The following is a 25357-nucleotide window of genomic DNA, read 5'->3' as shown; positions in this document are numbered from 1 at the left end:
GGAGATGCCATGTGGGTGAACGTACTCTCGATGGTGCTGTTCGGAATAGCCATCGGCGTGCTGATCTGCTTCCTCGGAGGGCTGATGGCCGTGGATATCGTGCCCCGGAAGGCGACGGGAGCCGCACTGGGAATCGTCGGAATGGCGTCCTACTGTGCCGCAGGAATTCAGGACGTGGCCTCAGGATGGCTTATCGATGCGAACATATCGGTAACGGCTGACGGAGCCAGGCACTACGACTTCGGACCCGTCGCATTCTTCTGGATCGCGGCGTCTGTGATATCGTTCATACTGCCCCTGCTGAACCGAAAACAAAATACAGAAGCATGAAAAGACTGATATACCTGCTCCTTTGCCTGCTGATGCCGGCAATGGCCGCCGCAGAAAACGCTCCGGTAAAATACACGGATGCGGCAAATCTCACGATCGTCAACAAAGCCCAGCCGGGCGGCCCGGCGTTTCAGCGCATAGACGTAGCCCGTTACCCCGAGCTGACCCCGACGGTCACGCGATATTACCGCTACTCCACGGGGCTGGCCGTGGTGTTCCGCACCGACAGCCGCAACATCCGCGCCCGGTGGACGACCGTCAACAAACTCCCCGGAGCCAACTCGACGCTCATCGCCCAGCGCGGACTCGACCTCTATATCCGCCGCGACGGCAAATGGGTGTTCGCCGGGGTCGGGGTGCCGAACAAATCCGGGACGCAGCACGAAGCCCCCATTGTCGAGCACATGAATACGACGATGAAGGAGTGTCTGTTATACCTCCCGCTGTACGACGAGATCGCCGGCCTCGAAATCGGAACCGACGAAGGGGCGCTGTTGGAAGCCGCTCCCGACCCCTTCCGCCACCGGATCGTGGTGATCGGGTCGAGCATCACGCACGGCACCTCGGCAAGCCGTCCGGGAATGACCTACACCGCACGCCTGGGCCGCACTCTGGGATTCGGGTTCATCAACCTCGGGGCCAGCGGACAGTGCAAGCTCGATACGTTCTTCGCACGCATCGCCGCGGAGACCCGGGCCGACGCCTTTCTGTTCGACACCTTTTCGAACCCGTCGGCCCAACAGATCGACGAGCGGCTGGAAGGGTTCGTCCGGCGCATCCGCGAAAGCCATCCCACGACGCCGCTGATCTTCCTCCAGACGGAGGTGCGCGAAAGCGGAAACTTCGACCTGAAAAAACGGGCTTTCGAAGACGCCAAGCGGGAAGCTGCCCGGAAAGGGATGGAGAAAATCCTCGAAACGGACAAAAACATCTGGTTCATCAATCCCGGCATGGATTTGGGAGACGACCACGAGGCGACCGTCGACGGCGTACACCCCACGGACCTCGGGTTCGAACGGATGCTGAACACGCTTACGCCCCGAATCACCCGCATACTCCGGAAATACGGCATCGAATAGAACCGCGGCAAAAAAATCGTATCTTTGTCTTGAAACCTGAAATCGGACAGTTATGATCGAACCCGTTTACCAGCCGTCGCCGTCGCGTTACGAGAACGGCATGATTTTCCGCCGCGCCGGACGCAGCGGCGTACAACTGCCGGCCCTGTCGCTGGGCATGTGGCACAATTTCGGCAGCGAGCAGACCTTCTCCAACGTGCAGGAGATGGCCCACTACGCCTTCGACCACGGGATCGTGTACTTCGACCTGGCGAACAACTACGGCCCGGCCTACGGAACCGCCGAGGAGAATTTCGGACGCCTGATGGAACGTTCGTTCCGCCCCTACCGCGACGAAATGTTCATCGCCACCAAGGCCGGATACGACATGTGGCCGGGGCCCTACGGCAACTGGGGTTCGCGCAAATACCTCATGGCAAGCCTCGACCAGAGCCTCCGGCGCATGAAACTCGATTATGCGGACGTTTTCTATTCGCACCGCTACGACCCCGAAACGCCGCTCGAAGAGACGCTTCAGGCATTGGTCGACATCGTCCGCAGCGGCAAGGCACTCTACGCCGGGTTGTCGCGCTACCCGCTCGAAGCGGAGCGTTTCGCGTTCCGTTACCTGGCCGAGCGCGACGTGCCGTGCCTGCTTTTCCAGGACAAATACAACCTGTTCAACCGCGAACCCGAAACGTCGGGGGTGCTGTCGCTGGCCGCCGAATCGGGCTCGGGATTCGTGGCCTTCTCGCCGCTGGCGCAGGGACTACTGACGGGGCGTTACCTCAACGGCATTCCGCAGGATTCGCGCATGGCCGAGGGCCGCTCGCTGCGGAGCGACGTGCTGACCGACGCCATGCTGGCCCGCATCCGGGGGCTGAACGACCTGGCCCGCCGACGCGGCCAGACATTGGCTGAGATGGCGTTGGCATGGCTGTTGTCCGACAAGCGCGTCACGTCGGTCATCATCGGGGCCAGCTCGACGGCCCAGATTGCGGACAACCTGCGGGCGCTGGAAAACACGTCTTTTTCCAGCGAAGAACTGACCGAGATAGACGCTCTGTCGCGGGGATGATCCCGGAATGAAACAGAGAGGTCCGCTTTCCGATGAAAGCGGACCTCTTCACGTTACGACGGCAGGATTACTTTTCGGGTTTCTGCCCGATATAGAAAACGTATCCATAATCCGTTCCGTGGGCGCGGTAGTGTTCGATCTCCTCCCGCATCAGCGTGGCCATTCGGACCGCTGCCGGGCTGTGGCCCTGCTCTTCCAGGAAATCGGGGATGCGCGCGGCCACCGCGGCGAAATAATTCTGCGTCCAGCAGTGCTGCGGCAGCACGAAATGCGCCAGCGGCACATAACCGGCCTTTTCGAGCATGCGCACCTTGGCCGCAGGGGTGTCGATGTCCGGGAAATTCTCCCGGATGTACGCCGTCTCCGGAAGCCGCGAGGGCGCGAGCCACGAGCACTCGGTGACGGCGATCACGCCCCCGGGTTTGAGAAACCGCCGCCATTCGGTGAGCCCCCGTTCGAAACCGATGTTGTAGATCGACCCTTCGGCCCAGATGAGGTCCAGCTCTTCGTCGCCGAAGGCCAGTTCGTCCATCGACCCGACGAGCGCCGTGACCCGGTCGCCCAATCCCATGCGTTTCATCCGGGCGCGGAGCCCCTCGATCATCGCGGGCAGCAGGTCTACGGCCGTGATCGTGCCGTCGAGGTGCCGGGCGAGCACTTCGGTCTGCCGTCCCGTGCCGCAGCCGATGTCAGCGATGCGGAGTCCGGGACCGGTCGCGGGGAGGAACTCCAGGGCCCGGAGGGTTTGTTCGTCGCCGCCGGGACCCTGCCGGTCGAGGGCGCGGAAAAAGTCGGCGATAAGGTTGAAATCGAATTCGAAAATCGGTTCTTTATTTTCTTTGTTCATGGTTCTGGATGTTTTGACCGTCCTGTCGGACGGCTGAAATAGGGTATATAAAAATACTGCCGGACAGACTTGTCCGGATGTGCAGAAAAAACGGAATCCATTTACGGCATGGACTCCTACGATGCCGAATCCTTTTTAAACATCCAATGGTTTTGGTCCCGCAAGATAGGTCTTTAAAACGGAACCGCCAAATCCGGACGCATGAAAACGCCGAACCCTCCGAGGAAGGTCCGGCGTTTCCGGTGAGGCGTCACCCGATGGGCGTCAGAACGAAATACCGACGCGTATACCGAAATTGTTGATGTTGTTGATCGAGTAGGTCAGCACATCGCCGCTGTTGGTGGCGTAGCTGTAATAGAGCGCCACGTGGAAGCCCAAACGATAGTCGGGACGCGGGAAGATCGACACGCCGATTTCCGGCGAAACGAAGAATCCCCACGTGTCGGTGTACTGTTTGATGACGTAGTAGTAAGACGACATTTCAGCGTAGCTGGCACCCAGCTTCAGTCCGGCATAGGGTTGGAATACACTGTCCGTAAGCCAGTTGTAACGTCCCGTAACGCCGAACGGCAGTTGAAACAGGGCGTGTTTCTGGTTGGTGGTCAGCGCCGAGCCGTCGCCCAGGTCGAGCGTCTGGCGCGAAATGCTTTGCAGGTTGGTCTGGTAGGAGATGAACGGACCCACGGTGATAGCCGGCGTCACGAAGTAGCCGCCTTCGAAGTTCATGCCCCAGCCCGAGGTCTTGTCGGCGAAATCGGCGCCCAGAGGCACGCCCACCTGCCAGTCGACATTGATGTAGGTGTTGGGGAATACCTGCGCCTTGCCCGGCAGGGCCGCGGCGAGCATAACGGCGCAGATAGCGATGGTTTTGAGGTATTTCGATGTTTTCATAATCGGACGATTTTTTTGCTGTTAAACTATTTTGCCAGATAAGGCGACTGCTCGAATGCCTGCTCGACGCCGGCGATCGTGCGCTGCTGGTTGAGTTCCGCATCGGAAGTCAGCAGACCGCCGATGAAGCTGTCCCACACGACGGGCAGTTTCTTGCCGGTCTCCTGATCGGCCTCGAGGTCCAGCATTTCCAGCAGCAGCGAACCGGCCGTATATCCGTAATAGACGCTATAAGGGTAGTGCCAGCCAACCCAGTCGCCCCAGTATCCGGGCGCCCAGTAGTAGGGGTAGTACCACCACCAGTAGGGATAGTCATAGCCGACGAAGTAGGTCACTTTCTCGACGTAGCTGAGCTGAATGCCCACGTTGGCGGCATCCTTGTCGTCGGTACGCGTATAACCCGCGCTGTTCATGTTGTCGACCACCGTGCCGATGATCTCCAGGGCGTCGGCATCTTTCCAGTATTCGGTCTTGTCGCTGTTCCCGATCACCAGGATGCTGTCGGGAACATAGTAAGTGTCGATGGCGGCGAAATCGGTGTCGGTGTCGTGGGCGGTGTAGACCAGATAATCCCGGTGAAGGTCCGACGTCGAAGGCTCCTTCTGACACGCGCAGAACGCAACTGCAATGAGTGCGAACGCAAAGTAACGTAATTTTTTGACGTTCATGGTTGTTTAAATTTTTTTGGTTTGCTGTCCCGACCATCGTTTCAAATTCCGTTCCTCGCGCGAGGGTTTCCCGGAACAGAGCCCGAATTGTGTATAAAGAAACCGTTTTCCCTCTGCCGCATAACAAAAAAAGCGCCCGGAATCATTCGAAGATTCCGGAGCGCTTTCTCCAGCTAAGTATCAGTATGTTATTCCAAAGTTACGATTATGGGTTCAGCCCCAGGGCAGCCACATAGCCGTCATTCGGGCGGCAGTTCGCAAATTTGCAGTTCTCGAGGTAAATATCGAGGATGCGGCGTATCTCGGACTGATCGGGACGAGCCTCACGGATGAGCCCGTACTCGGAGCGGTCGGCTGCCAGAAAGTCGCAAATCTTCTGCCAGCCTTCGGGCATCGGCACGCTCACGAACGATCGCTGGGCGTCGAGCCGCTTGTAAGTCCAGAAAGTCCACCCGATGTTCATCTCGTCGAGCGCCTTGCGGAAATTCCCGACCCACTCGTCGGTATTCTCGCCGGTTTCGCCCATATACATCGGGCATTGCGACTTGTCGCGGAACGCCGCGAAGCCTTTGAGCGAATTGACCGAAGGGGGACACTTGTAAATGTGGCACGTGAAAACCAGATTGTCGTCGAAAGTCCAATTGTCATAAACTTTGAAGTTCGTGTTCCACTGCGCCCCGGCGAGAATCAGGATGTGACGGGGGTCCACCTCGCGAATGGCTTTCGCCGCACGGATCATCAACGGCTGGAGTTCGGCGTTCAACTCCTCCTTGTCTTCGAAATAGTGGGCGATCGGCTCGTTCATCAGGTCATAGCCGAGGATCGTGGGTTCATCCGCATAACGGGCCGCAATGCCGCGCCAGACGGCGATGAACCGTTCCTGCATCTCCGGACTGCGGAACAGCCACGGATAACCGTACGAATCGTCGATGTTGTCGCCGGTCTGCCCGCCCGGACAGTCGTGCATATCGAGAATCAACCGCAACCCGGCGTCACGACACCACTCTACAACGCGGTCCACGAGGGCAAATCCCTCCTCGGGATCATGCAGCCCGAGATACTCCTCCCCGGTGAAGAGCTTGTAATGGAACGGCAGCCGCACGGTCGTAGCTCCGGTCGAAGCGATGTAATCGATATCTTCGCGTGTGATGTAATTCTCGCGAAACGTACGCCAGAAACGCTCCATATAGGCAGGGCCGACCAGCTGGCACAGCCCTTCATGGATGCGGTGCGGCGAATTGGCGCTCTTGGGAAACTGAAAGAGGTATCCCTCCGGATTGAGCCAATGCCCGAGGTTCGTGCCCCGGATTTCGAAGCGCTCCCCGTTTCCGTCGACCAGATTCACACCGTCGGTACGTATGAAATCCGTCGGCCCGTCGGCCCGGTCGGCGCATGCCGCACAGCACAGCACGGCAAGAGAGAGGGTGAGGTGTTTGAGAATAGCAGTCATTATTTCGTTTTGTAATAGTCCTGAAGTACGTAAAATGCTTGTTTGCGTTCCCCGCGGTCGGAGATAACCCCCTTGCGGTTGAACCCGTCCTGCGTCTGCGGCAGCAGCCGGCGTGCCGAGCGGAAATCCTTGAGCACCCAGGGCGAAATGCCCGATACCGGCGGCATCCGCTCCTCGATCATCCGCAGCGTCTTGCGATAGAGGTCGGCCTGATACTCCTCGGTCCATATCTCCGTGGCTTCACCGTGCCTGCCGTAAGGGGCGCCGCCGCCGAACTCCGAGATCATGACCGGTTTCTCGTAGTCGATCTCCCAGCGCACGCGGTCGATCTTTTCATTGGTCCCGTCGTACCAGCCCACATACTCGTTCAGGCTGATGATGTCGACATATTTGTTCATGTTATCCTGCACGGAGAGCACCTCGGGACTTTTATCGTTACGCTCCATGGCCATCGAGATCAGGCGCGTGGGATCCTTTTCACGGGCATAGGCGGCCAGCGACGACAGAAACCGGTCGCGGGCGTCGCCGTGGGGCGTCTCGTTGGCGATCGACCATATAATGACGTTGCAGCGGTTCTGGTCGCGCTCGATCATCTCGTCCAATTGGTTCAGGGCATTGGCATAAACATCCTCGCGCTCCCAGAGGATCGTCCAGTAAACCGGGATCTCGCTCCACACCAGCAGTCCCATTCGTTCGGCTTCGCGCACCATCTGTTCGTTGTGCGGATAGTGGGCCAGACGGACGTAATTGCACCCCAGTTCCCTGGCCCAATTGAGCAGCGTGCGGTCCTCCTCGACCTTGGCGATACGCCCGTTGCGGAATGCCGCCTCTTCGTGGATCGAAATGCCGCGCAGGAAGATCGGTTTTCCATTAAGCAGTATTTCACGACCGCGGGTCTCGATGGTGCGGAATCCGATCTCATCCTCCACCCGGTCATCGTCCGATGCAATCTCAACGGCATAGAGTTTAGGGGATTCGGGCGACCAGAGGCCGATCCGCGCGCGTTTCTCAAACCGCGCGATGCCGTCGGCGTCGGTCGTTCCCTGCAGGTCGATCTTCAGCTCGGGGATGGCGAGTCCGACACGTTGTCCGGCCTGTTTGCGGTTCATGCGCACGAAAGCCTCGACGGTATCGACCGTACCGGGTTTCAGCCGTACGGTATAACTCTCGACAAAACGCTCGGGAACAGACACCAGCATCACGTCGCGCGTAACGCCGCCGTAATTGAACCAGTCACAGATGATGGTCGGCACCCGTTCGGGCAGCCGCTTGTTGTCCACAGCGACCACCAGCGTGTTCTCCCCGTCGCGAAGCAGGTCCGTCACATCGAAATTGAACGGCGTATAACCGCCTTCATGGTCGCCGACATGCTCCCCGTTCAGAAAGACATGGGTGAGGTAGTTCGAAGCTCCGAAATAGAGATAGTTCCGTTTTCCGGCCTCCCGGACAGCCGGAAATTTGTGGCGCATCCAGACCATCCCCTCGTAGTGGAAAAGCTGGTATACCTGCGTGTTCCAGTCGCCGGGAACGGCCATCACGGGCGAAAGGTCGAAGTCGTATTCTTTCCACGTAGTAACGTTGTCCACCTGCTTGTCTTTGAAAAATCCGTTGGGATCGGGCCGGCGACGGTAGTCGTAATAACCGGTTTCGAGCGGATCGGCAAAATAGTTCCAGTATCCGTTCAACGACTGGATTTCACGTCCGTAGACGTTCTGGATCAGCGGGTCGAGCCCTTCGGTGCGCTGCCCGTAGGAAAAAGAGGCCGATAGCAGGGCTGCCAGGATCAGTATTTTTTTCATGCGATCTATCGATTCTTAAGCTGTATTTTTTCGTTGGGTTCGAGCGTGGCGTAATATTCGCCCAGCGAGGTGATCTGCTCGTCGTCGCCGAAGAAGCGCGAGGTGATCAGGCCGATCATCGTCGGCGAAGCACATCCGAACCACGAGTAGCGGAACACCTCGTTCATTCCCTGGTAAGCCGGCAACAGCACCTTCATCTGATCGAGTACGCGGCTCTCGGTATAGCTGTTGTAGCCGTTGTTCTTGGCATTGTCGTCGCGCGGCGCAAACTCGGTGATCCAGATTTTCTTGCCGAATTTATTGTAAACATCGCGGATCACCGACTGATAATTCTGGGTCCCGATGCCTGCATACATGTGTACGGCGACATAGTCGCAGCGCAATCCCCGCTGCGCAACCCCGGCCATAAACTCATCGAGCCATGCCCGCGTGGGATACGACGGGGCCGGACTCACGAGTTTGATGCGGCTGTCGAGGTTTTGGCAAAGAAATTCCCACTTTTCGAGAGCGTCGGCGACACTCATGTTCGACTCCTCCTTCAGATCGGGTTCGTTGAATCCCAACACGTAGAAAACCCGGCCCTCTTCGTAGAGCTTGTTGATCTTGTCGCAGTTATCCTTGGTGACCGACGAAGCGCCCCAGAACATCGGCACGAACTCCGCGCCCTCGACCGTATTGCTGGGATCGAGCCCCCAGGTATAATACCAGTTGGCTTTCAGATCGACGAGCTTTTGTCCGAAATCCAGCGTGTTCGTACTTTGGCAAACGCCGCGTTTGGCCTTCGTGGCCCCCGTCGTTCCGCCTTCGGGTTTGTTGATGTCCTCGGGCAGGTCCGAGATCAGTTGCTCTTTGGTGCACGCCGTAACGGCGCACACCAGAGCAACGAGGATAAAGAGTATCTTTTTCATAATCAATCTTCTTATTCACGGTTAATTAGTTGATCTTCACAGCATCGTCACAACCGGTTTTCTGCAGTTTCGGAGCCGATGCCGCAGCGTCCCAGGTCCACACCGACGTGAAGTCGTAGCCGAGACTTTCGAACAACGCCTGTGTCGGTTCCTGCTCGATACCGTCCTGACCATAAGTATCGGTATCCAGCGCAACATAAGCCGCCGCATCGGCATAGGAGACATTCCAACGGTAATTGGACGTAGCGGTAATATCGCCCGACGCCGTACCGTAAATGGCAAACCCGCCGGTCTGAATCGTAGTAGCGATCACGGCGCAGCCGGTTGCCTTCGGAGCATTGCCATTCTTTACGTTCACGATACCGGCCGTATAGGAAGAGCCCTTCGGACCTCCCGTCACACGCGCCCCGTAGACCACGCAGCGCTCAACGTCACCCTTGACGGCAGCCGAGATTCCGGCTGCGGCAGCCGTACTGGAAGATGACACGCTGATCGCCTGCACCGATCCGCCGACATAGCAGTCGCGGACCGAACAACATACGCCGCCGATGCCGCCCACGGCATTCCCACCGCTGACGCTTCCCGTAAAGGCACTCTTCTCAATGGTGATACCGCCGACGTAATCGCCGCTGACGGTTGCTCCCTGCAAAGCGCCGAAAATACCGCCGATCATATTCGAACCCTCGCCGGTCATCTTCACTTCGGCAGTCACCAGACATCCCTTAATAATATCTTTCGAATTTTGGTTCGTATTGGTTTTGCGCCCCAGGATACCGCCCAGCTTCGTGCCGGAAATCGAACCGGAAATCGAACCTTCGACCGTTGAATTGGACATCGTAACGCCGTTCGTACCCTTAATGACACCGACCAGACCTCCGGTTGCGAAATTCGAATTGGTGGTCATTGTGACATTCACATAACAGTTATCGATGACGGACGAACCCTGCGCCTGACCGGCAATGGCTCCGAAGCCCGTATCGCCTGACGACGCTCCCGACTCCGCCGACAGCGTACCCGTCACGGCCACTCCTTCGACATGTCCGTCGAGCAGATTGGCCACGGCCCCGCAGGCACTCTTGCCGGCAGCGATATTCACACCGGAGAATTTCACGTTCTCAACCGTACCCGTAAGTGTCGCAACGAAAGGAGCCGTCAGCCCTCCGACCGTATGTCCGCCGCCGTCGAGCGAGCCCGAGAACGCAGGAATAGTCTCCCAGTTCGAAACGGCGATGTCCTCCGTCAGTTTCACATGAGCCGCAGGATAGGTGTGCAGCGTCGCAGTGAACTGATCGGCATCGACCACCACGTAAGGATCGCCCTCGAGGCCCGAACCGCTTTCGTACATATTTTTCGACGAAACCGCAATGGTGTGCACCGTCGAAGTCACCCGGTCACCGAGCGCCACGCGGAACGTAACGTCGCCGCCGGAGAAATCGTCCTCTTTGGTGACGGTGAAATTCCCCGAAGCATCGTCATAACTCCACGACGTGCCGGTCGTACCCGGATCGAAAGTCACCGTCGCGCCCTTGGTCACGAGTCCCAGCGACTCGGTGGCCGAATCCGTGCCCATCGTGATATTCACGGCTGCGGGGACCGTACCGAACTCGATCACCCGGGCATCCCTGCCCGCACCCGAAGCGACTGCTGCGGCAACGAAATTTTCACCTTTGACCGTGACCGCCGCAACATCAGCCGAGAGCGATGCTTCGCTGGCGGCCGCCAGCGCCGAAACGTAATTACGGCCCGTGACACTGCCGTCGAGCGTCAGGTTCGTGACCTCGGCACCCGCACCGACACGGGCGAAAAGGGCGACATAATCCTCCGTCGGACGGTCGAGCGCCAGCGTGACCTTGCGGCCGTTGCCGTCGAGCGAACCCGAGAAAGGCTGCGCCTCGGTGCCGACGGGCGTCCAGTTATTGTCGAGAACGATATCCGAAGTGAGGCGGAAAGCCTTATCGAAACCGTAGCCGATCTTTTCGAGTTCTGCGGCAGAGGTAATCTCATAGGGAGCGTCGGCCGTACCTTCACCGGCGGCGAAAGCGCTGACGCGGATTTTGCGCACCTGCGGTGCACGGGCGCCGAACGAGGCGGTCAGTTCCACCTCGCCGCCGAGGAAATTGGCGGCAGGGGTCAGCGTGACGCTTCCCTCGCCGGTGGCGGGATCCGAAATGACGTTGACGCGCAGTCCGTCGGGTGTCGTTCCCGATTCGACAATCGCGGCCATCGTCGGGCTGACGGTGAAGGCAATGGTCTTGGGAGCAGTCAGCCCGGCAAGCGGCGTCTGGTCGATCTCGAATTCGATCGATCCCGAGGGATCCACGTCTTCCAGCACGGCGATCTCGACGCTCGAAAGGTAGGTTTTGGCCCGGTACTCGATGTTGAGCTGCAGGAACGAAGTTTCGAGCAGCAGGGGTGTGCCTTTGACGACGACCGTCGCTTCACCCGCACCCGACACGAGCGCTACCTCCTGCGCGTCGATGCGCAGGCCGTTGGTTTCAGGAGCACTGATGCGTGCCGTGCCGCCCTTGGCGTTCTCGTAAGGAATCTTTATGCGGCAGAGGTCGTTCGCTTCGACACCCTGCACGTAGCTGCCTTCAGCGAGGCAGTTGGCCGTGTCGATAACCAGCTCGTCGAGGTAGTAGGACGCAGTGTCGTCGTCCGAACATCCCGCGGCCAGTACGACGGCACAAAGGATATAAAGCAGTTTTTTCATAATGGCATTCGGTTTTGCGGGTTAATCCTTCGACCAGATCCATTCGATCGGATCGTTGTTCGACTCGGTCTCCTTGGTTCGCAGCAACAGCTGGCGCAGCGACAGTTTGCCGTCGATGGTCGACCACATGAGGACCTTCATATGGGTCTCCGAGATGGCCCGAACCTCATACTGCGTATTCCAGCCGCAGAAATAGAAGAGGTAACCGCCGTGACCGGCATTGGTCGGCGGGAAAGAGATGTAATAGCGTCCTCCCGTCTGCGAAAGGCTCCAGCCCATGTTTGAAGGCGGCGTACAGGTGACGATGTAGTCGTTCGTCGGAGCCAGGTTATAGGCCGTCGCACTCCATGCCCCGTCGTTGTAAAGCTCCATGGCGGGCGTCATGTTGTTCAGCGTCGAGCTCTTGCCGTTGTTCACGTAGTTGTATGCCTGCCCGTGTTCGCTGTTGAGGATGAATGTCGCCTCGTCGTCGTAAACCTCGCAGCCGGCCTTTCCGTTCGGGCTGACGCCCCACCAGCGGTCGCTGATGTTCTCGGGATTGAACAGGCCGATATGGTCCTGCCGTTCGGCATCGAGCATCCAGGTCTTACCCGCTCCGCCGATCTCCCCGGCAATGTAGGTGTACATCGGGTCGTTCAGCAGGAAAAGGTTTTCCGTCGTCACGGAGAGTTTCACCGAAACGTCGTTCGTCCGGCCATTGTCGCCGTAGGCCTTCAGCGAGATCGTATAATCGCCCGGGAAAGGATATTCGGCCGTTACCGAATTGACTCCCGAGGCCGTATTGCCGTTACCGAGGTCCCAGAACCCGATCACGTCGGTGCGGTTCGTGCGCAGCAGGTAGGTGTTCTGCACCTCGCCCGGCGTCACGACGATCTTCAGGTCGGAGACACGTCCGTCGGGCAGTTCAGGACGCTCGTCGATCGTGCACCCCACGGCCGCGAGCGCGATGGTCAGTATACTGATTATCTTTTTCATAAAAGTTCGTTTTGATGGTTAGTAGCCGGGATTCTGTACCAGCGAATTGCGCGACTGCGTGATCTCGTACTGCGGGATCGGCAGCAGGCCGCGGCGCGTTTTGTTCCACGTAACGGCGAATTCGCCCTCCTCGCCATTGGTCAGCACGTTGGCGGCATAGGTGTCGCCCTGACGCAGGATGTCCCAGTAACGGTGCCCTTCGAGAGCCAGTTCGAGCAGGCGTTCATCGAGAATCTTATTCAGCGTCAACTCTCCGGCATTGCCGGCCGATCCGGCCCCCAGCGCACGCTCGCGCACCTTGGCGTAATACTCGAACGCCTTGCTCTGCGAGCCATAGCGGAACTCCATTTCGGCAGCCATCAGCAGCACGTCCGTCCAGCGGATCGAGGGATAATTGTTCGGATAGTTCAGCTCACGCGAACCCGACGAGGCATTGTTGGCCGTCAGCGGCGTGAACTTGCGACAGAAATAGCCCGTATTCTGGAATCCTTCCGTGTACTTCAGTCCTTCGCCGTCGTTATCGCCCTCGGCGGCATTGGCATTGATAAGCGTCGCCCAGCGCCGCGGATCGGCGGGATCATAGGCATTGAAGAGGCGCTCAGCCACCGGAGCGAACGACCAACCGGCGGCATAGGGCGAACCTATGTCGCGGATACCCCACAGGATTACGGCCTGATTGCCCATGCAACCTTCGCGGTTACTCCAGTCACCCCACTTCGAGAGCGCCGAATACTGAATGGTGAAGACCTCTTCCGAACTATTCTTGTTCGAGACGTTCCAGAGCGGGGAGACGCCGCTGGCCGCATCTTTCGCATAGGCATTGGCCAGGAACGAATAGTTGCCGCTGTCGGCCACCTCCTCGATCATGCGGATCATCTCCGCCGCGGACACCCCGGGCAACTCCTGCTGGCCGTAGTATCCCGTATAGTAGAGCCATACGCGGCAAAGCAGCGCTTTGGCGGCATCGAGCGTGGCGCGGCCCTTGTCCGCAGCGTCGAATCGGTTGGCAGCTTCGGCCATCGCAGGAGAGCCGTCGGCACGCGTCATTTCGATCGCCGCCATCAGGTCGTCGGCAATCTGCTCGTAGATGACCGCCGGCTCGGCCTGCTTCTGGGCATAGTCGGCCGGAGTGAGCGGTTTAAGGATCAGCGGCACATTGCCGAACAGGCGTACAAGATCGAAATAGTAGTAAGCGCGCAGGAAATGTCCTTCGGCCTTATACATCGCACGCAAGTCTTCATCGTTGAACACGGCGCCGTCGATCTTCTCGAAAAACTTGTTGCAGCGGTAGATGCCGGTGTAGTACTTGTGCCACAGGGCCTCGGGATAGAGGTCCGAAACCAGCATCGTGAAGCGGTCGAGACGGCTGGTCTGCACGGCGTCGTTGGCATTGGCGCCTCCGGCGTAGCAGCAGTCGCCGAGAATTTCGCTGACCACCTCGAACGCGCAGTTCTGCGCACCGCCGCCGACGGCTTTCGGGGCACTCCATGTCAGCACGTTGTAGGCCGAAGTGAGCGACTGATACATGTCGGTCTCCTTCTTGTAGAAATTATCCTCCACATCGTTCATCGGCGGGGTGAGGTCGAGCAGCGAGTTGCAGGCCGGACCTCCCAGGCACATCAGGCCTGCGGCGGCGATCGAATAAATTTTAATATGTTTCATAACGCTTGTTTTTCAGGTTAGAAGGTGAGATTCAGGCCGACTGACACGGTGCGCGGACGGGGATAAACACCCCGGTCGATGCCCGATCCGAGGATCGATCCGCCATTACCCACTTCGGGATCGTAACCGTCGTACTTCGTGAATGTAAAGGCATTGTCGACCGATGCGAAGACACGCACTTTGCGCAGGTAGTACTTCTCGGGAATATTGACCGTATAGCCGAGCGTGATGTTGCGAATACGCCAGAAATCCCCGTCTTTGAGGTAGAAATCAGACGGGCGCGTCCAGTTGAGGTTCGTATCGGAGGAGGCTACGCGGGGAACCGAATTCGACGTTCCTTCGCCGTGCCAGCGGTCGAGCACCCAGGCTCCGTAGTTGCTCATCGTCAGGTCGGGACGACGCAGTACGCTGAAAATCTTGTTACCGGCCTGTCCCGCCGAGGTGATGCCCAGGTCGAATCCATAGGCGCTGACGTTGATATTCAAACCAAAAGTAACCGTCGGGAAAGGATTGCCCAAATCCACACGGTCGTTGTCGTCGATCGTGCCGTTATCATCCGTGTCCTGATACCGGAAATCGCCGGGGCGGGCGTCAGGCTGGATCTGCACGCCTTTGGAGTTGACCCACGCATCGATCTCATCCTGATTCTGGAAGATGCCCAGCGTCTTATAGCCCCAAAAATACGACATGGCGTGTCCGGCCTCCATGCGGGTTACGGCACCCGTAATACCCTGCACGGTCGCACCCGTAACGTACCCGGTATCGGTTCCGACATAGGTGACTCTATTTTTATTATAGGAGATGTTGCCGTTCACGGCGATATTCCATTTGCCGAACTGGCGCTGGAAATCCACGGCGAACTCGACACCCGAGTTCTTCACATTGCCGGCATTGGCCGTCGGGAACGAGTTTCCCAACATCAGCGGAATGGGTATCGTGACGAGCAGGTCCTTGGTCTTTTTGACATAATAATCGAACGTAAGCCCGAGGCAGCCGAAAAGCCGCACGTCGAGACCGAGGTCCGTCTGTTCGGAGGTCTCCCACCTCAGGTCGGGATTGGCCAATTTGGTCGGGGCCGCACCCACCGCAAGATTCCCGTTCACATCCTGCGCCCCGAAAGAATAGCCGAGGCCATAGGTCGAAATGGTTGCCAGATAGGCGAAATCACCGATATTCTCGTTACCGTTCTGTCCCCACGAAGCTCGGAGTTTCAGCGCGTCGAGCCAACGCACGTCGCGCAGAAAACTTTCGTTGGCGACATTCCAGCCCACAGATACCGAAGGAAATGTACCGAAACGATTGTTAGGCCCGAAACGCGACGAACCGTCACGGCGAACGGTAGCCGTCATCATGTAACGGTTGTCGTAAGCGTAGTTGACGCGGCCGAAGAACGATACGATAGCCGATGGGTTGCCCGGACCACCGCTGGCCGAAGCCGACGAATTGGTCGCCATCGAGATATAAGCGTGCTCCTCGTCATCGATTTTCAGGTCGTTACGGCTGGCACTCAGCGAAAGGGTGCTGCGCTGAAGCAGCGAAGCGCCGAGCATGGCCGACACTTCATGCCGTTCGTCATAGGTATGCCCCCAGGTGAGATAGCCTTCGTAATTGAAGCGGCGGTTCTGGTCGTAGCTCTGCGAGGCGCCGTTAGCCGATGTGTTTCCGGTCGTCGAGTTGAGTTTATACATCGGGGTATAGCCGAATCCGTCGGTCCAGGTGATGTCGGCGCCGGCCGAACCCCGGAGACGGAAGTCCTTCAGGAATTTGAGTTCTGCGAAAACGCTTCCTTTCATCGTGGTATAAAGCGTACGCCCGTTTGAATAATGGATGCGCGCCACGGGATTCACGACCTCCTGCGACACGTATTTCGAGACACCGAACCCACCGTAGAGCTCATCGGTCTGGTAGGGATCGTAAACCGGGGTGAGCGGGTCCATGCTCAGGGCTCCGACCAGCGGTCCGGCCGTCGAGGAGTTCTGCGTCACGGACTGTTTTTTGACATGGCTCACCACGACATTCTCGCCGACCGTCAGTGCATCATTGCGCAGCAATTTGTGTTCGGCAGCAAGATTGATCGTATAGCGTTTGAAATTCGACTTGCCCTTGGCCAGGATGCCGTCCTGATTCAGGTACGCGGCCGACCCGTTGAACGACGAACGGGCAGTACCGGCCGATACGCGCACGTTGTGGCGCTGTACGCCCGCATTGCGGTTGAGAATAGCCTCCTGCCAGTCGGTTCCCTGATGGAAGGAAGCGATCTGCTCGTCAGTAAAAGGAAGCGTCGCGCCCGAATTGGCCGCAGCCTCGTTCTGGATAATGGCGTATTCGCGGGCATTCAGCACATCGATCTTACGGGCGATATTCTGGATACCGTACGAAAAGTCGTAGTTGACGCTCCATTGTCCGTCCTTGCTGCGCCGCGTCGTGATCAGGACGACACCGTTGCCGCCGCGGGCTCCGTAAATGGCCGAGGCAGCGGCATCTTTCAGCACCTCGATCGATTCGATATCACCCGGATTGAGATACTCGATACCCGAAACGGCCATTCCGTCGACAATGTAAATCGGTGTCGCCGTGCCGTTGGAGCCGATACCGCGGATGTAAATCTGTACGTCCGATCCGGGTTGTCCGGAGTTCGAAACGACCTGCACGCCGGCTGTTTTCCCGGCCAGCGCGTCATCGGCCCGCATGATGCCCGTCGTTTCGAGGGCCGAACCCTTGACCGACGAGATGGCTCCCGTCACAAGACTCTTCTTCTGAACGCCGTAACCCACGACCACCACCTCGTCGACCAGTTGCGTATCGCTCTCCAAACGCACGTCGATCTCCATGCGGTTGTGTACGGCAACCTCTTGCGTTTTGTATCCGAGGAAGCTGAATACCAGCACATCGGACTTCGACGCACGGATCGTATAAGCGCCCTTCATATCGGTCGAAGTTCCGGTCGTAGTACCTTTGACAATGACCGCCACACCGGCGATACCCTCCCCCGACGCATCCGTCACGATACCCGAAACAGAGCTTTGGGACTGTGCCGATCCCGGCAACAGGAACAACATGCCGGCCAAAGCCAGCAGCATCCTGCGCAACCCCGGGAGAACGGCTCTTCCGTGTAGATTTTCACTCATAGAAATTGGATTTTAGGTTAGCTATTCGAATTATTTTAAAAATAGTTCTTGCCCAAAAGTAAAATTTCAATGAATGAATTCGAATTTTTCAGCCCCTACAAAACTACGACACAGCAGACTCTCCGAGTCATCCAAATCCCTACAAATACACCTTCAATATATTTATTATCAATGCGTTTATTATCCAAATACCCGTTTCATGGCGCATACGACATTCCTGTAATTTCACGCAGATTCATTTTTCTTAATATATTTAATATATTTGTAAAAAGAAAACGCTTCCGAACGATGGTCCGACCGACTTTTACCCCGCTACGTCTGCTGTTGCTGGCCGTCCTGGCAGTTTTGGCAGAAGATACCGCCGGTGCAATCCGCTGCGGTCTGCGACATGTGGAACGCTTTGCACAGAACACAGAGCCCGTGGCCCATACGCAGGTGTGGGACATAACGGCCGACGGAGGGGACGGCTGCCGGATCTTTTTCGCAACCAACGACGGGCTTTGCGTCTACGACGGTATCCGCTGGAGCAATTACCGTCCCGAAGGAAACTCCGTACTCCGAGCCCTGCGCTACGACGCCGAAACAGGCAGGCTCTATACGGCCGGGGTCAACGAATTCGGATACTGGGTGCGTGATGACTATGGCCGGCTCGCCTACACATCGTTATACCGGAACCCCGAATTCCGCTCCCGGAGCAATGATTTCTGGCGGATCGCACTCGAAACCCATTCGGGACGGGTCTACTTCCAATGCCGCGAAAAAATCTGCATCTACGATCTGCTGTCGGGTTCGATCCGGGAACTGCAGCCGCAGGATGCTTTCCGGTATATGTACGAAGTCGGCGGACACATCTATTTTCAGGACGGCGCCACCCTTTGCCGCCTGGGTGACGACCTGAGCCGTGAGGCTGTCTGCAACGTCCCGAGCCGCATCATCAACCTCGTTCCGGGCCGTAACGGCGAATTGCTGGCGGCAGTGGAGCATGCCGGCATGTTCTCCATCGACAACGAAGGACGCGTCGCCCCGCTCAATGCCGCGACCAACGCCCTGCTGGCGGATGCCAAGATCATGTGCTGCCGGCGCTACAACAACGAACTGCTGCTGGTCGGGACCACCCGCCAAGGGCTGTTTCTGATAAACAACGACGGCTCGGCCGACCACTCGATACCCTATGGCCGTCAGCTCGACAATTCCACGATCCTGAGCGCCGCGGCGGACGAGCGCGGCAACATCTGGCTCGGACTGGATTCAGGCGTAGCCTCCATAGACAACAGCACGAAGGATTATTATTTCACCGATACGCGGTTAGGGCAGGTGCACGGTGTGCTCGGACTCGATGACGGCCGGATGCTCGTGGGTTCGAACAAAGGACTTTTCCTGCTGGACAACGGCGGTTCACTGAGCCTGATCCCGGGCAGCACGGGTTCGGTGTGGGAACTGGACAAAATCGACGGCCTGATCTATGTACTTCACGATCTGGGGCTCTTCCGGCTGACAGAGGGGCTGCAGCTCACGCCGGTCGTCACGGGAAGCGGCGTTTACTCGCTGCGCCGGTGCCGGAACGACCGGCGCTTCTACATCATGAGCACCTATTCGGGCATTAGCCTGTTGCGATATACCGACGAGGGATTACAGCCCATATCCCGGATCGCCGATTACAGCGGGTTCACACGCAACATCCGCATCGACGAGAAAGACCGTATCTGGGTCACGGTGCTCGGCGTGGGATTCGTGCGGCTGACGCTCTCCGAGGACAAATGTCGCGTCATCGAAGCCCGCAACTACGATCTGGCGGCCGGACAGGACAAAGACGTGTTTTCGACACGTATCGACCAGGAGTTGATCCTGTGCTGTGACGACCAGGCCTACCGCATCGATTACGTCACCGACTCGCTCGTACGCGCTCCCGGCGCCGAACAGATCCTCGGACTATGCGGCCGGGGGGGGGTGAAAAGCATTGTACAACAGGACAATCGTTTCTGGTATGTGGCGGCTGACGGGACGGGCTATGTCGAACGGACAGGCAATTCCCTGAGCCGCTGTGCTGGCATTCTCGAGCAGGCCACCAAAGAACGGATTTCGAGCGAATTCCGGGCAATCGGCACCGCCGAGGCCATCGGATTCCGGAACGGCATCGGATTCTCCTACGGCGGCAGCGCTCCGATGCTGCCCATCGAAATCGGCATGGTGGCGGCACAGGGTCCTAATAAGACGTGCTATCACCGCCTCGGCGATCCTGTGTTCGAAATTCCCGCATCGATGAACACGCTGCGCATCTGGCCAATCCGTCTTCCGCCGGGACGGCAGATCGAATACCGCATCGCATCGCTGGCCCCCGACTGGCAGATCGTGCGCATCGACGAATATCTGCAGGTCCCGGCACTGCCGCACGGCCGCCACCTCGTCGAACTGCGCGCCCCGGGCGCCGCCGACCCGTCGGACATCCGGCAGGTCGAGGTCTGGGTACGTCCGCCATGGTATATTTCGTGGCCGATGATCCTCCTCTACGTGCTGGTCGTCGCACTGCTGCTTGCCGGAGTGCGGAGCTACTACATCCGCAAAAACCGCCTGGCCCAGGAGGAGGTTCTCCGCCGGGAAAAGGAGCGCCGGAAAAAGGAACTGGAACAGCTCGAACGGGAAAACCTGCTTAAGGAGAAGCGGATTTCGGAACTGGAACGCGAGAAACTGAAGATCGACCTGCGCAATAAGGACAAACGGCTGGCAAATATCACGATGAACAGCATCCGCCGCAACAACATGCTCAACGAACTGAAAAGCGAGGTTTCGGAGTTGATGACGGTCGAGGGCCCGGGCCGGATCAAGGCGATCGTAGGCCGAATCATCCGCCAGATCAACACCCAGCTCAAAGATGACAGCGATTGGCAGTTATCGGAAAACTATTTCAATACGATCTACGACGGCCTGCTGGACCGGCTCCGGGCCAATTACCCGTCGCTTTCACAGACCGACCTGCGGCTGTGCGTCTACATTAAACTGAACCTGTCGACCAAGGAGACCGCCGAACTGATGAACATTTCGCCGCGCAGCGTGGAAATGGCCCGCTACCGGCTGCGCAAGAAGTTGGGACTCGGGTCCAACGACAATATCGGGTCCATCCTCCGGTAACAGATATACCGAACCCCTTGCTGCCGATGGCGCAGACTAGGCCGCACTCCGTCGGTATTTTCACCTTTCCGGGGAAATTTATTCCCCAGGCCGGTCTATCCTGCGTACAATATGTTACCTTTGTATGTTACTGAGCGCATAATATCATTGAATATGAGCCGATATGACAATTGCTCCCGCGAGGAGCTGATTCGCCGGATCGAGGAACTCGAACGGCAACAGGGAGCGGAAACCAAAGCCCCGGCACGGTTCCGGGAGCGGTTCGCCCGTGAAATTCTCGACTCGATCCCCGATATGCTGACCGTGCTCGACCGGCGCGGAAAACTCGTCGAACTGGTCTCCGCCGAGGGTTCCAACCACGTCGGAGTCTCGAGCAGCGATTTCATCGGCCAGGACATTCAGGCGGTGCTCTCCCCCGAGGCGTGCCGCAATGTGCGCAACAACCTCGACAACGTCTTCGCCACGGGCCACGGCTCGGCGTCGCACCACGACATCACGCTCGACGGCGAGACCCGCAACTACGAAAACCGCATCTTCCCGCTCGACAGCGAGCATGCGCTCTGCATCTGCCGCGACATCACCGAGACCGAGACGGCGAAATACGAGCTGGAGATGGTCAAATATGCCCTGAACAACGTCGAGGAGGAGATTTACGCCTGCGACCTGGACGGCACGATGGAGTATGCCAACGAACAGTACCGCGTGCACCACGGCATCACGGACGAGTTGTCCGCACACAAAGTCTACGATTTCTGGTCGTTCCGGGGCACGAAAGCCCAGTGGGAGGAGCGGCTCCGGAAAATCCGCCGCGACAACGGCGCGCACAAATACACGGTGCGTTTCAAAAACGACCAGGGGAATGTCGTGGCCTGGGACGTGGTGGCCTACATCATCTACGACCATTTCAAAGAGCGCGAGATCGTCTGGTTCTTCGGCCGCGACGTGACGCTGCGCATCCAGCACGAGAACAAGGTCAAAGAGATGAACTCGATCCTCGACAGCATCCTGAATAACATTCCGGTCTACCTTTTCGTCAAAGACCCCGGCAACGAATTCCGCTACCTCTACTGGAACCGCGCGTTCGAGGAACATTCGGGCATTCCGGCCGAACGGGCGCTGGGGCACACCGACCTGGAGATCTTCCCCAATCCGAAGGATGCCGAGCATTTCCGCCGCGACGACCTCGAGTTGCTGCGCACGGGCGAGCGCGTGACCTTCGTCGAAGAGTATGTCAACACCGCGGGTGAGACGCGCATCGTCAACACCTCCAAATCGCTGGTCCCGGTCGAGAACCGCCTGCCGCTGATCATCGGCGTATCGTGGGACATCACCGACGAGAAAAACGCCGAACTGGAGATCGTCGAGGCACGCATCCGCGCCGAGGAGTCGGACAAACTCAAATCGACTTTCCTGGCCAACATGAGCCACGAGATACGCACACCGCTCAACGCCATCGTGGGATTTGCCAAGCTGATCGGCTCGGCCGAGACCGAGGAGGAGAAACAGCAGTTCGCCGAGATCATCGACACCAATTCCGAACTGCTGCTGCAACTGATAAACGACATCCTCGACATTTCGAAAATCGAGGCCGGAACCCTCGAATTCCGGTTCAAGCCGATAAACCTCAACGACCTGTGCCGCTCGGAGTTCGAGGTGCACAAAACCCGCGTGAAGCCTGGCGTAGAGCTCGTTTTCGAGGAGAAATACGACGACGTGCAGATCGTCTGCGACCAGAACCGTCTCGCGCAGGTCATCACCAACCTGCTGAACAACGCTTCGAAATTCACCGAACACGGCTCGATCCGCTTCGGCTTCGACCTGAAGAACGACCGGGTGGAGTTCTATGTCGAGGATACGGGCGTGGGCATCCCCGAAGAGAAGGTCCGCGACGTCTTCGACCGTTTCGTCAAGCTCAACGACTTCGCCGCCGGGACCGGACTGGGGCTGGCCATTTCGAAAATGATCGTCGAGCGCATGGACGGCACGATCGGCGTCGACTCCGAGGTGGGAAAAGGCACCCGTTTCCACTTCTCGATCCCGGTCGCACCGCGGGATTTGCCGGGTATAGACGGCTGCACGCCGGATGCAGCAGGGCAGCAGGGCCGGTGGACGCTGCTCGTCGCGGAGGATTCGGACATGAATTTCAGGCTGATCGAGGCGGTGCTGGGCCAGCGTTTCAGACTGGTGCGCGCCGTTACCGGAGCGGAAGCCGTGGAGCAGTTCGCCAACATGCATCCCGACGCCGTGCTGATGGATGTCCGGATGCCGGTGATGGGCGGACTGGAGGCTACGCGGCAAATCCGCAAAATGTCGCCCGACGTTCCCATAATTGCCATGTCGGCCTACTCCTACGGCAACGAACCGGAATTGGCCCGGGAAGCCGGATGCAACGATTTCCTGACCAAACCCCTGTCGCAGTATTCGCTCAACAAGATACTGAACGCCGCCCTCGTCGACCTGAAACGAAAATAGGCATGAAAAAACCCGCATACCGAAAGTGTGCGGGTTTTTCAGGTGTATGCGCCCCGGTTTAGCGGTACCGGTGCGAGATGAGGGTCATAAACTCCTCGCGGGTCCGCTGGCTGGAGAGGAAAACGCCCGTGAAGGCCGAAGTCGTGGTCGCCGACTGCTGCTTCTCGATGCCGCGCATCTGCATGCACATGTGGCTGGCCTCGATCACCACGGCCACGCCCATCGGGTTGAGGGCCTCCTGGATGCAATCGCGGATCTGCACCGTCAGCCGCTCCTGCACCTGCAGGCGGCGGGCGAAGCACTCCACCACGCGGGCCACTTTCGAGAGGCCCGTGATGTAGCCGTTGGGGATATAGGCCACATGGGCCTTGCCGTAGAAGGGCAGCATGTGATGTTCGCACAGCGAGTAAAGCTCGATGTCTTTGACCAGCACCATCTGCCTGTATTCTTCGCGGAACGTCGCCGAGCGGATGATCTCGAGCGGGTTTTCGTCGTAACCTTTCGTCAGGAACGACATGGCCTTGGCCACGCGTTCGGGGGTTTTCAGCAGCCCTTCGCGCGCGGGGTCTTCTCCCAGCAGGCGCAGGATCTCCGCGTAGTGGAGCTTCAGCGCCTCGATGGTCGCAGGATCGAAACGCTCCTCCTTGTCGTAATTCTTCATTTCCATAGGGCGCAAAGATAACGATTTATTCTTTCATTATTTCATCCATCACCCGCGAAGTTCGCGCCGCGGAGATTCCCGTGGAGGGGCACACGCCCTCGCCGCGCAGCTCCCGGACGATGGTTTCGATCAGCGGACCCTGAATATGCTCCGGAGATGCGATTTCGAAGCGTTCGACACCCCGCGCCGTCACCAGTTCGACCGGCGTGAAGTCGAACGTGCTGAAACGCACCGATCCCTTGCGGCCCGTGACGACCACCGAATCCTCCGCTGCGGAGGGCGGGGCGACGAAGCACCACGCCCCCGTGCCGGGGAGTCCCGAACCGAACCGGAACGACGCCGTAACGGTGTCCGCCACGTCGTAAAAACCCCCGCGGTTGGCCTTGTGTCCCCGGGCGTCGGCGATCTCCCCGAGCAGGAAATCGAGGATGTCGAGCGTATGGGGCGCCATGTCGTAAAAATAACCCTCCCCGCCGACCTCGCGGCGCAGCCGCCACGGAAGACGGGCCGGATCACGGTCCCCGGGGCTTTCCGGACGGAAATAGCGCACCTCGACGCTCAGCGGATCGCCGACGGCCCCGCTGTCGAGAAGTTCCTTCACCTTCAGGAAATAGGGCAGCGCCCGGCGGTAGTAGGCGACGAAAAGTTTCTGCCCCGAGCGTTCCGCCGCGGCGATCATGTCGAGGCACTCCGCATGGTTCATCGCCATCGGCTTCTCGACATAGACCGGTTTTCCGGCGGCCAGCACCTTCAGGGCGAGTTCCCGGTGGCTGTCGGGCGGGGTTGCGACGTAAACGATGTCCACGCCGGGATCGGCGATCAACGCGTCGGCGTCGGTATAACTCCTCGGCACGCCGTGCCGGCGGGCGAAATCGGCGGCCTTGGCGGCGTCGCGGCGCATGACGGCCGCGAGGGCGGAATGCGGGGTCTTGTACATCGGCGGGCCGCTCTTGCGTTCGCAGACGTCGCCGCAGCCCAGAATTCCCCAGTTGACGTTTTTCATACGGCTATTTTTCGATTGAACGGAGGAATTCGGCCAGCTTGCGCACGGCGCGGGCGCGGTGCGAAACGGCATTTTTCTCATCGGTGGTCATCTCGGCGAACGTCTTCGCATAGCCGTCGGGGATGAACAGCGGGTCGTAGCCAAACCCCTCGTGCCCCGTCTCGCGGTCGATGATCCGGCCCTCGACGACGCCTTCGAAAAGGTGCTCCTCGCCCCCGAGAATCAGCGATACGACCGTGCGGAAACGCGCCCGGCGGTTCTCCGCGCCTTCGAGGTTTTTCAGCAGCAGGCGGTTATTGGCCCCAAAATCGTGGCCGTCGGTGGCGTAGCGGGCCGAATGCACGCCCGGGGCGCCGCCCAGCGCCTCGACCTCCAACCCGGTGTCATCGGCGAAGCAGTCGAGCCCGGTGCGGCCGTGGAGGTAGTGCGATTTCTGCGAGGCGTTGCCTTCGAGGGTCTCCTGCTCCTCGGGAATGTCCTCCGTGACGCCGCAGTCGCGGGGCGTCAGCAGGGTGAAGGCGTCGCCCAGCACAGCCTGCACTTCGGAGAGCTTGTGGGCGTTATTCGTGGCGAAAACAATCTTCATAG

At 58.7% G+C, this 25357-nt stretch carries 17 protein-coding genes and 1 pseudogene; 5 read left to right on the top strand and 13 right to left on the bottom strand.

Annotated elements, in window-relative coordinates:
- From BLU78_RS06100 to BLU78_RS06090, 3 genes and pseudogenes are all read left to right on the top strand, one after another.
- Positions 1–330: pseudogene (locus tag BLU78_RS06100) on the top strand (MFS transporter); the annotation flags it as partial.
- Entirely contained in the window at positions 327–1409 is a 1083-nt protein-coding gene (locus tag BLU78_RS06095) for an SGNH/GDSL hydrolase family protein (protein WP_010261937.1), read from the top strand. The pseudogene BLU78_RS06100 and the gene BLU78_RS06095, both read left to right, overlap by 4 nt.
- Before the next feature lie 52 nt (positions 1410–1461).
- Positions 1462–2466 carry an aldo/keto reductase gene (locus BLU78_RS06090; protein ID WP_010261934.1) on the top strand — a complete coding sequence of 335 codons (1005 nt, stop codon included), beginning with the start codon at positions 1462–1464 and terminating at the stop codon, positions 2464–2466.
- A gap of 67 nt (positions 2467–2533) precedes the next feature.
- On the opposite strand, the gene BLU78_RS06085 is transcribed toward BLU78_RS06090, so the two are convergent.
- The 10 genes from BLU78_RS06085 to BLU78_RS06040 form a co-directional block, all read right to left on the bottom strand.
- Complete coding sequence (locus tag BLU78_RS06085; RefSeq protein WP_010261932.1) at positions 2534–3313, bottom strand: class I SAM-dependent methyltransferase; 780 nt, start codon at positions 3311–3313, stop codon at positions 2534–2536.
- Between the two features lie 264 nt (positions 3314–3577).
- Positions 3578–4204 (bottom strand): outer membrane beta-barrel protein, encoded by a 627-nt coding sequence (locus tag BLU78_RS06080; RefSeq protein WP_010261930.1) that lies wholly within the window; start codon positions 4202–4204, stop codon positions 3578–3580.
- Between the two features lie 26 nt (positions 4205–4230).
- Positions 4231–4872, bottom strand: coding sequence for a DUF4136 domain-containing protein (locus tag BLU78_RS06075; RefSeq protein WP_010261928.1), 642 nt, complete (start codon positions 4870–4872; stop codon positions 4231–4233).
- Positions 4873–5077: 205 nt separating this feature from the next.
- Positions 5078–6322 carry a glycoside hydrolase family 5 protein gene (locus BLU78_RS06070; protein WP_010261926.1) on the bottom strand — a complete coding sequence of 415 codons (1245 nt, stop codon included), beginning with the start codon at positions 6320–6322 and terminating at the stop codon, positions 5078–5080.
- On the bottom strand, positions 6322–8121 hold the full coding sequence (locus BLU78_RS06065; RefSeq protein ID WP_010261924.1) for a glycoside hydrolase family 2 protein: 1800 nt from the start codon (positions 8119–8121) through the stop codon (positions 6322–6324). The genes BLU78_RS06070 and BLU78_RS06065 overlap by 1 nt, the downstream gene beginning before the upstream one ends.
- 5 nt (positions 8122–8126) lie before the next feature.
- The gene (locus tag BLU78_RS06060) at positions 8127–9029 is read right to left on the bottom strand and encodes a glycosyl hydrolase (RefSeq protein ID WP_010261922.1); all 903 of its coding nucleotides are present in this window, start codon (positions 9027–9029) and stop codon (positions 8127–8129) included.
- 25 nt (positions 9030–9054) lie between these two features.
- The gene (locus tag BLU78_RS06055; RefSeq protein WP_010261920.1) at positions 9055–11742 is read right to left on the bottom strand and encodes a M26 family metallopeptidase; all 2688 of its coding nucleotides are present in this window, start codon (positions 11740–11742) and stop codon (positions 9055–9057) included.
- 21 nt (positions 11743–11763) lie between these two features.
- Positions 11764–12717 (bottom strand): PKD domain-containing protein, encoded by a 954-nt coding sequence (locus BLU78_RS06050; protein WP_010261918.1) that lies wholly within the window; start codon positions 12715–12717, stop codon positions 11764–11766.
- Between the two features lie 18 nt (positions 12718–12735).
- Positions 12736–14379 (bottom strand): RagB/SusD family nutrient uptake outer membrane protein, encoded by a 1644-nt coding sequence (locus BLU78_RS06045; RefSeq protein ID WP_010261916.1) that lies wholly within the window; start codon positions 14377–14379, stop codon positions 12736–12738.
- A 17-nt stretch (positions 14380–14396) separates the two neighbouring features.
- Complete coding sequence (locus tag BLU78_RS06040) at positions 14397–17507, bottom strand: SusC/RagA family TonB-linked outer membrane protein (RefSeq protein WP_231290798.1); 3111 nt, start codon at positions 17505–17507, stop codon at positions 14397–14399.
- Between the two features lie 288 nt (positions 17508–17795).
- Between BLU78_RS06040 and BLU78_RS06035 the strand changes: the two genes are divergently transcribed.
- Entirely contained in the window at positions 17796–20633 is a 2838-nt protein-coding gene (locus tag BLU78_RS06035; RefSeq protein ID WP_143029364.1) for a helix-turn-helix and ligand-binding sensor domain-containing protein, read from the top strand.
- 153 nt (positions 20634–20786) lie between these two features.
- On the top strand, positions 20787–23105 hold the full coding sequence (locus tag BLU78_RS06030; RefSeq protein WP_010261910.1) for a PAS domain-containing protein: 2319 nt from the start codon (positions 20787–20789) through the stop codon (positions 23103–23105).
- Between the two features lie 58 nt (positions 23106–23163).
- On the opposite strand, the gene folE is transcribed toward BLU78_RS06030, so the two are convergent.
- The 3 genes from folE to rdgB are packed head-to-tail and all read right to left on the bottom strand — an operon-like array spanning position 23164 to position 25355.
- Positions 23164–23772, bottom strand: a complete 609-nt coding sequence (gene folE, locus BLU78_RS06025; protein ID WP_010261906.1) for a GTP cyclohydrolase I FolE — start codon at positions 23770–23772, stop codon at positions 23164–23166.
- Between the two features lie 19 nt (positions 23773–23791).
- Entirely contained in the window at positions 23792–24769 is a 978-nt protein-coding gene (locus BLU78_RS06020; RefSeq protein WP_010261903.1) for a Gfo/Idh/MocA family protein, read from the bottom strand.
- Between the two features lie 4 nt (positions 24770–24773).
- A complete protein-coding gene (gene rdgB, locus BLU78_RS06015; RefSeq protein ID WP_010261901.1) occupies positions 24774–25355 on the bottom strand; it encodes an RdgB/HAM1 family non-canonical purine NTP pyrophosphatase in 582 nt (193 codons plus the stop codon).
- Positions 25356–25357 lie beyond the last annotated feature (2 nt).

Origin of the sequence: Alistipes timonensis JC136 (assembly GCF_900107675.1) — a bacterium.
Classification (GTDB): Bacteria; Bacteroidota; Bacteroidia; order Bacteroidales; family Rikenellaceae; genus Alistipes; species Alistipes timonensis.
The sequence above is the reverse complement of the archived record's forward strand: the minus strand, read 5'-3'. Positions and strand labels throughout refer to the sequence as shown.

Coding starts and splice junctions, on each gene's coding strand:
- BLU78_RS06080 (WP_010261930.1), bottom strand. CDS start 4,204: ATGAAAACATCGAAATACCTCAAAACCATCGCTATCTGCGCCGTTATG.
- BLU78_RS06045 (WP_010261916.1), bottom strand. CDS start 14,379: ATGAAACATATTAAAATTTATTCGATCGCCGCCGCAGGCCTGATGTGC.
- BLU78_RS06065 (WP_010261924.1), bottom strand. CDS start 8,121: ATGAAAAAAATACTGATCCTGGCAGCCCTGCTATCGGCCTCTTTTTCC.
- BLU78_RS06020 (WP_010261903.1), bottom strand. CDS start 24,769: ATGAAAAACGTCAACTGGGGAATTCTGGGCTGCGGCGACGTCTGCGAA.
- BLU78_RS06070 (WP_010261926.1), bottom strand. CDS start 6,322: ATGACTGCTATTCTCAAACACCTCACCCTCTCTCTTGCCGTGCTGTGC.
- BLU78_RS06085 (WP_010261932.1), bottom strand. CDS start 3,313: ATGAACAAAGAAAATAAAGAACCGATTTTCGAATTCGATTTCAACCTT.
- BLU78_RS06075 (WP_010261928.1), bottom strand. CDS start 4,872: ATGAACGTCAAAAAATTACGTTACTTTGCGTTCGCACTCATTGCAGTT.
- BLU78_RS06040 (WP_231290798.1), bottom strand. CDS start 17,507: ATGAGTGAAAATCTACACGGAAGAGCCGTTCTCCCGGGGTTGCGCAGG.
- BLU78_RS06055 (WP_010261920.1), bottom strand. CDS start 11,742: ATGAAAAAACTGCTTTATATCCTTTGTGCCGTCGTACTGGCCGCGGGA.
- BLU78_RS06030 (WP_010261910.1), top strand. CDS start 20,787: ATGAGCCGATATGACAATTGCTCCCGCGAGGAGCTGATTCGCCGGATC.
- BLU78_RS06090 (WP_010261934.1), top strand. CDS start 1,462: ATGATCGAACCCGTTTACCAGCCGTCGCCGTCGCGTTACGAGAACGGC.
- rdgB (WP_010261901.1), bottom strand. CDS start 25,355: ATGAAGATTGTTTTCGCCACGAATAACGCCCACAAGCTCTCCGAAGTG.
- BLU78_RS06050 (WP_010261918.1), bottom strand. CDS start 12,717: ATGAAAAAGATAATCAGTATACTGACCATCGCGCTCGCGGCCGTGGGG.
- folE (WP_010261906.1), bottom strand. CDS start 23,772: ATGGAAATGAAGAATTACGACAAGGAGGAGCGTTTCGATCCTGCGACC.
- BLU78_RS06060 (WP_010261922.1), bottom strand. CDS start 9,029: ATGAAAAAGATACTCTTTATCCTCGTTGCTCTGGTGTGCGCCGTTACG.
- BLU78_RS06095 (WP_010261937.1), top strand. CDS start 327: ATGAAAAGACTGATATACCTGCTCCTTTGCCTGCTGATGCCGGCAATG.
- BLU78_RS06035 (WP_143029364.1), top strand. CDS start 17,796: ATGGTCCGACCGACTTTTACCCCGCTACGTCTGCTGTTGCTGGCCGTC.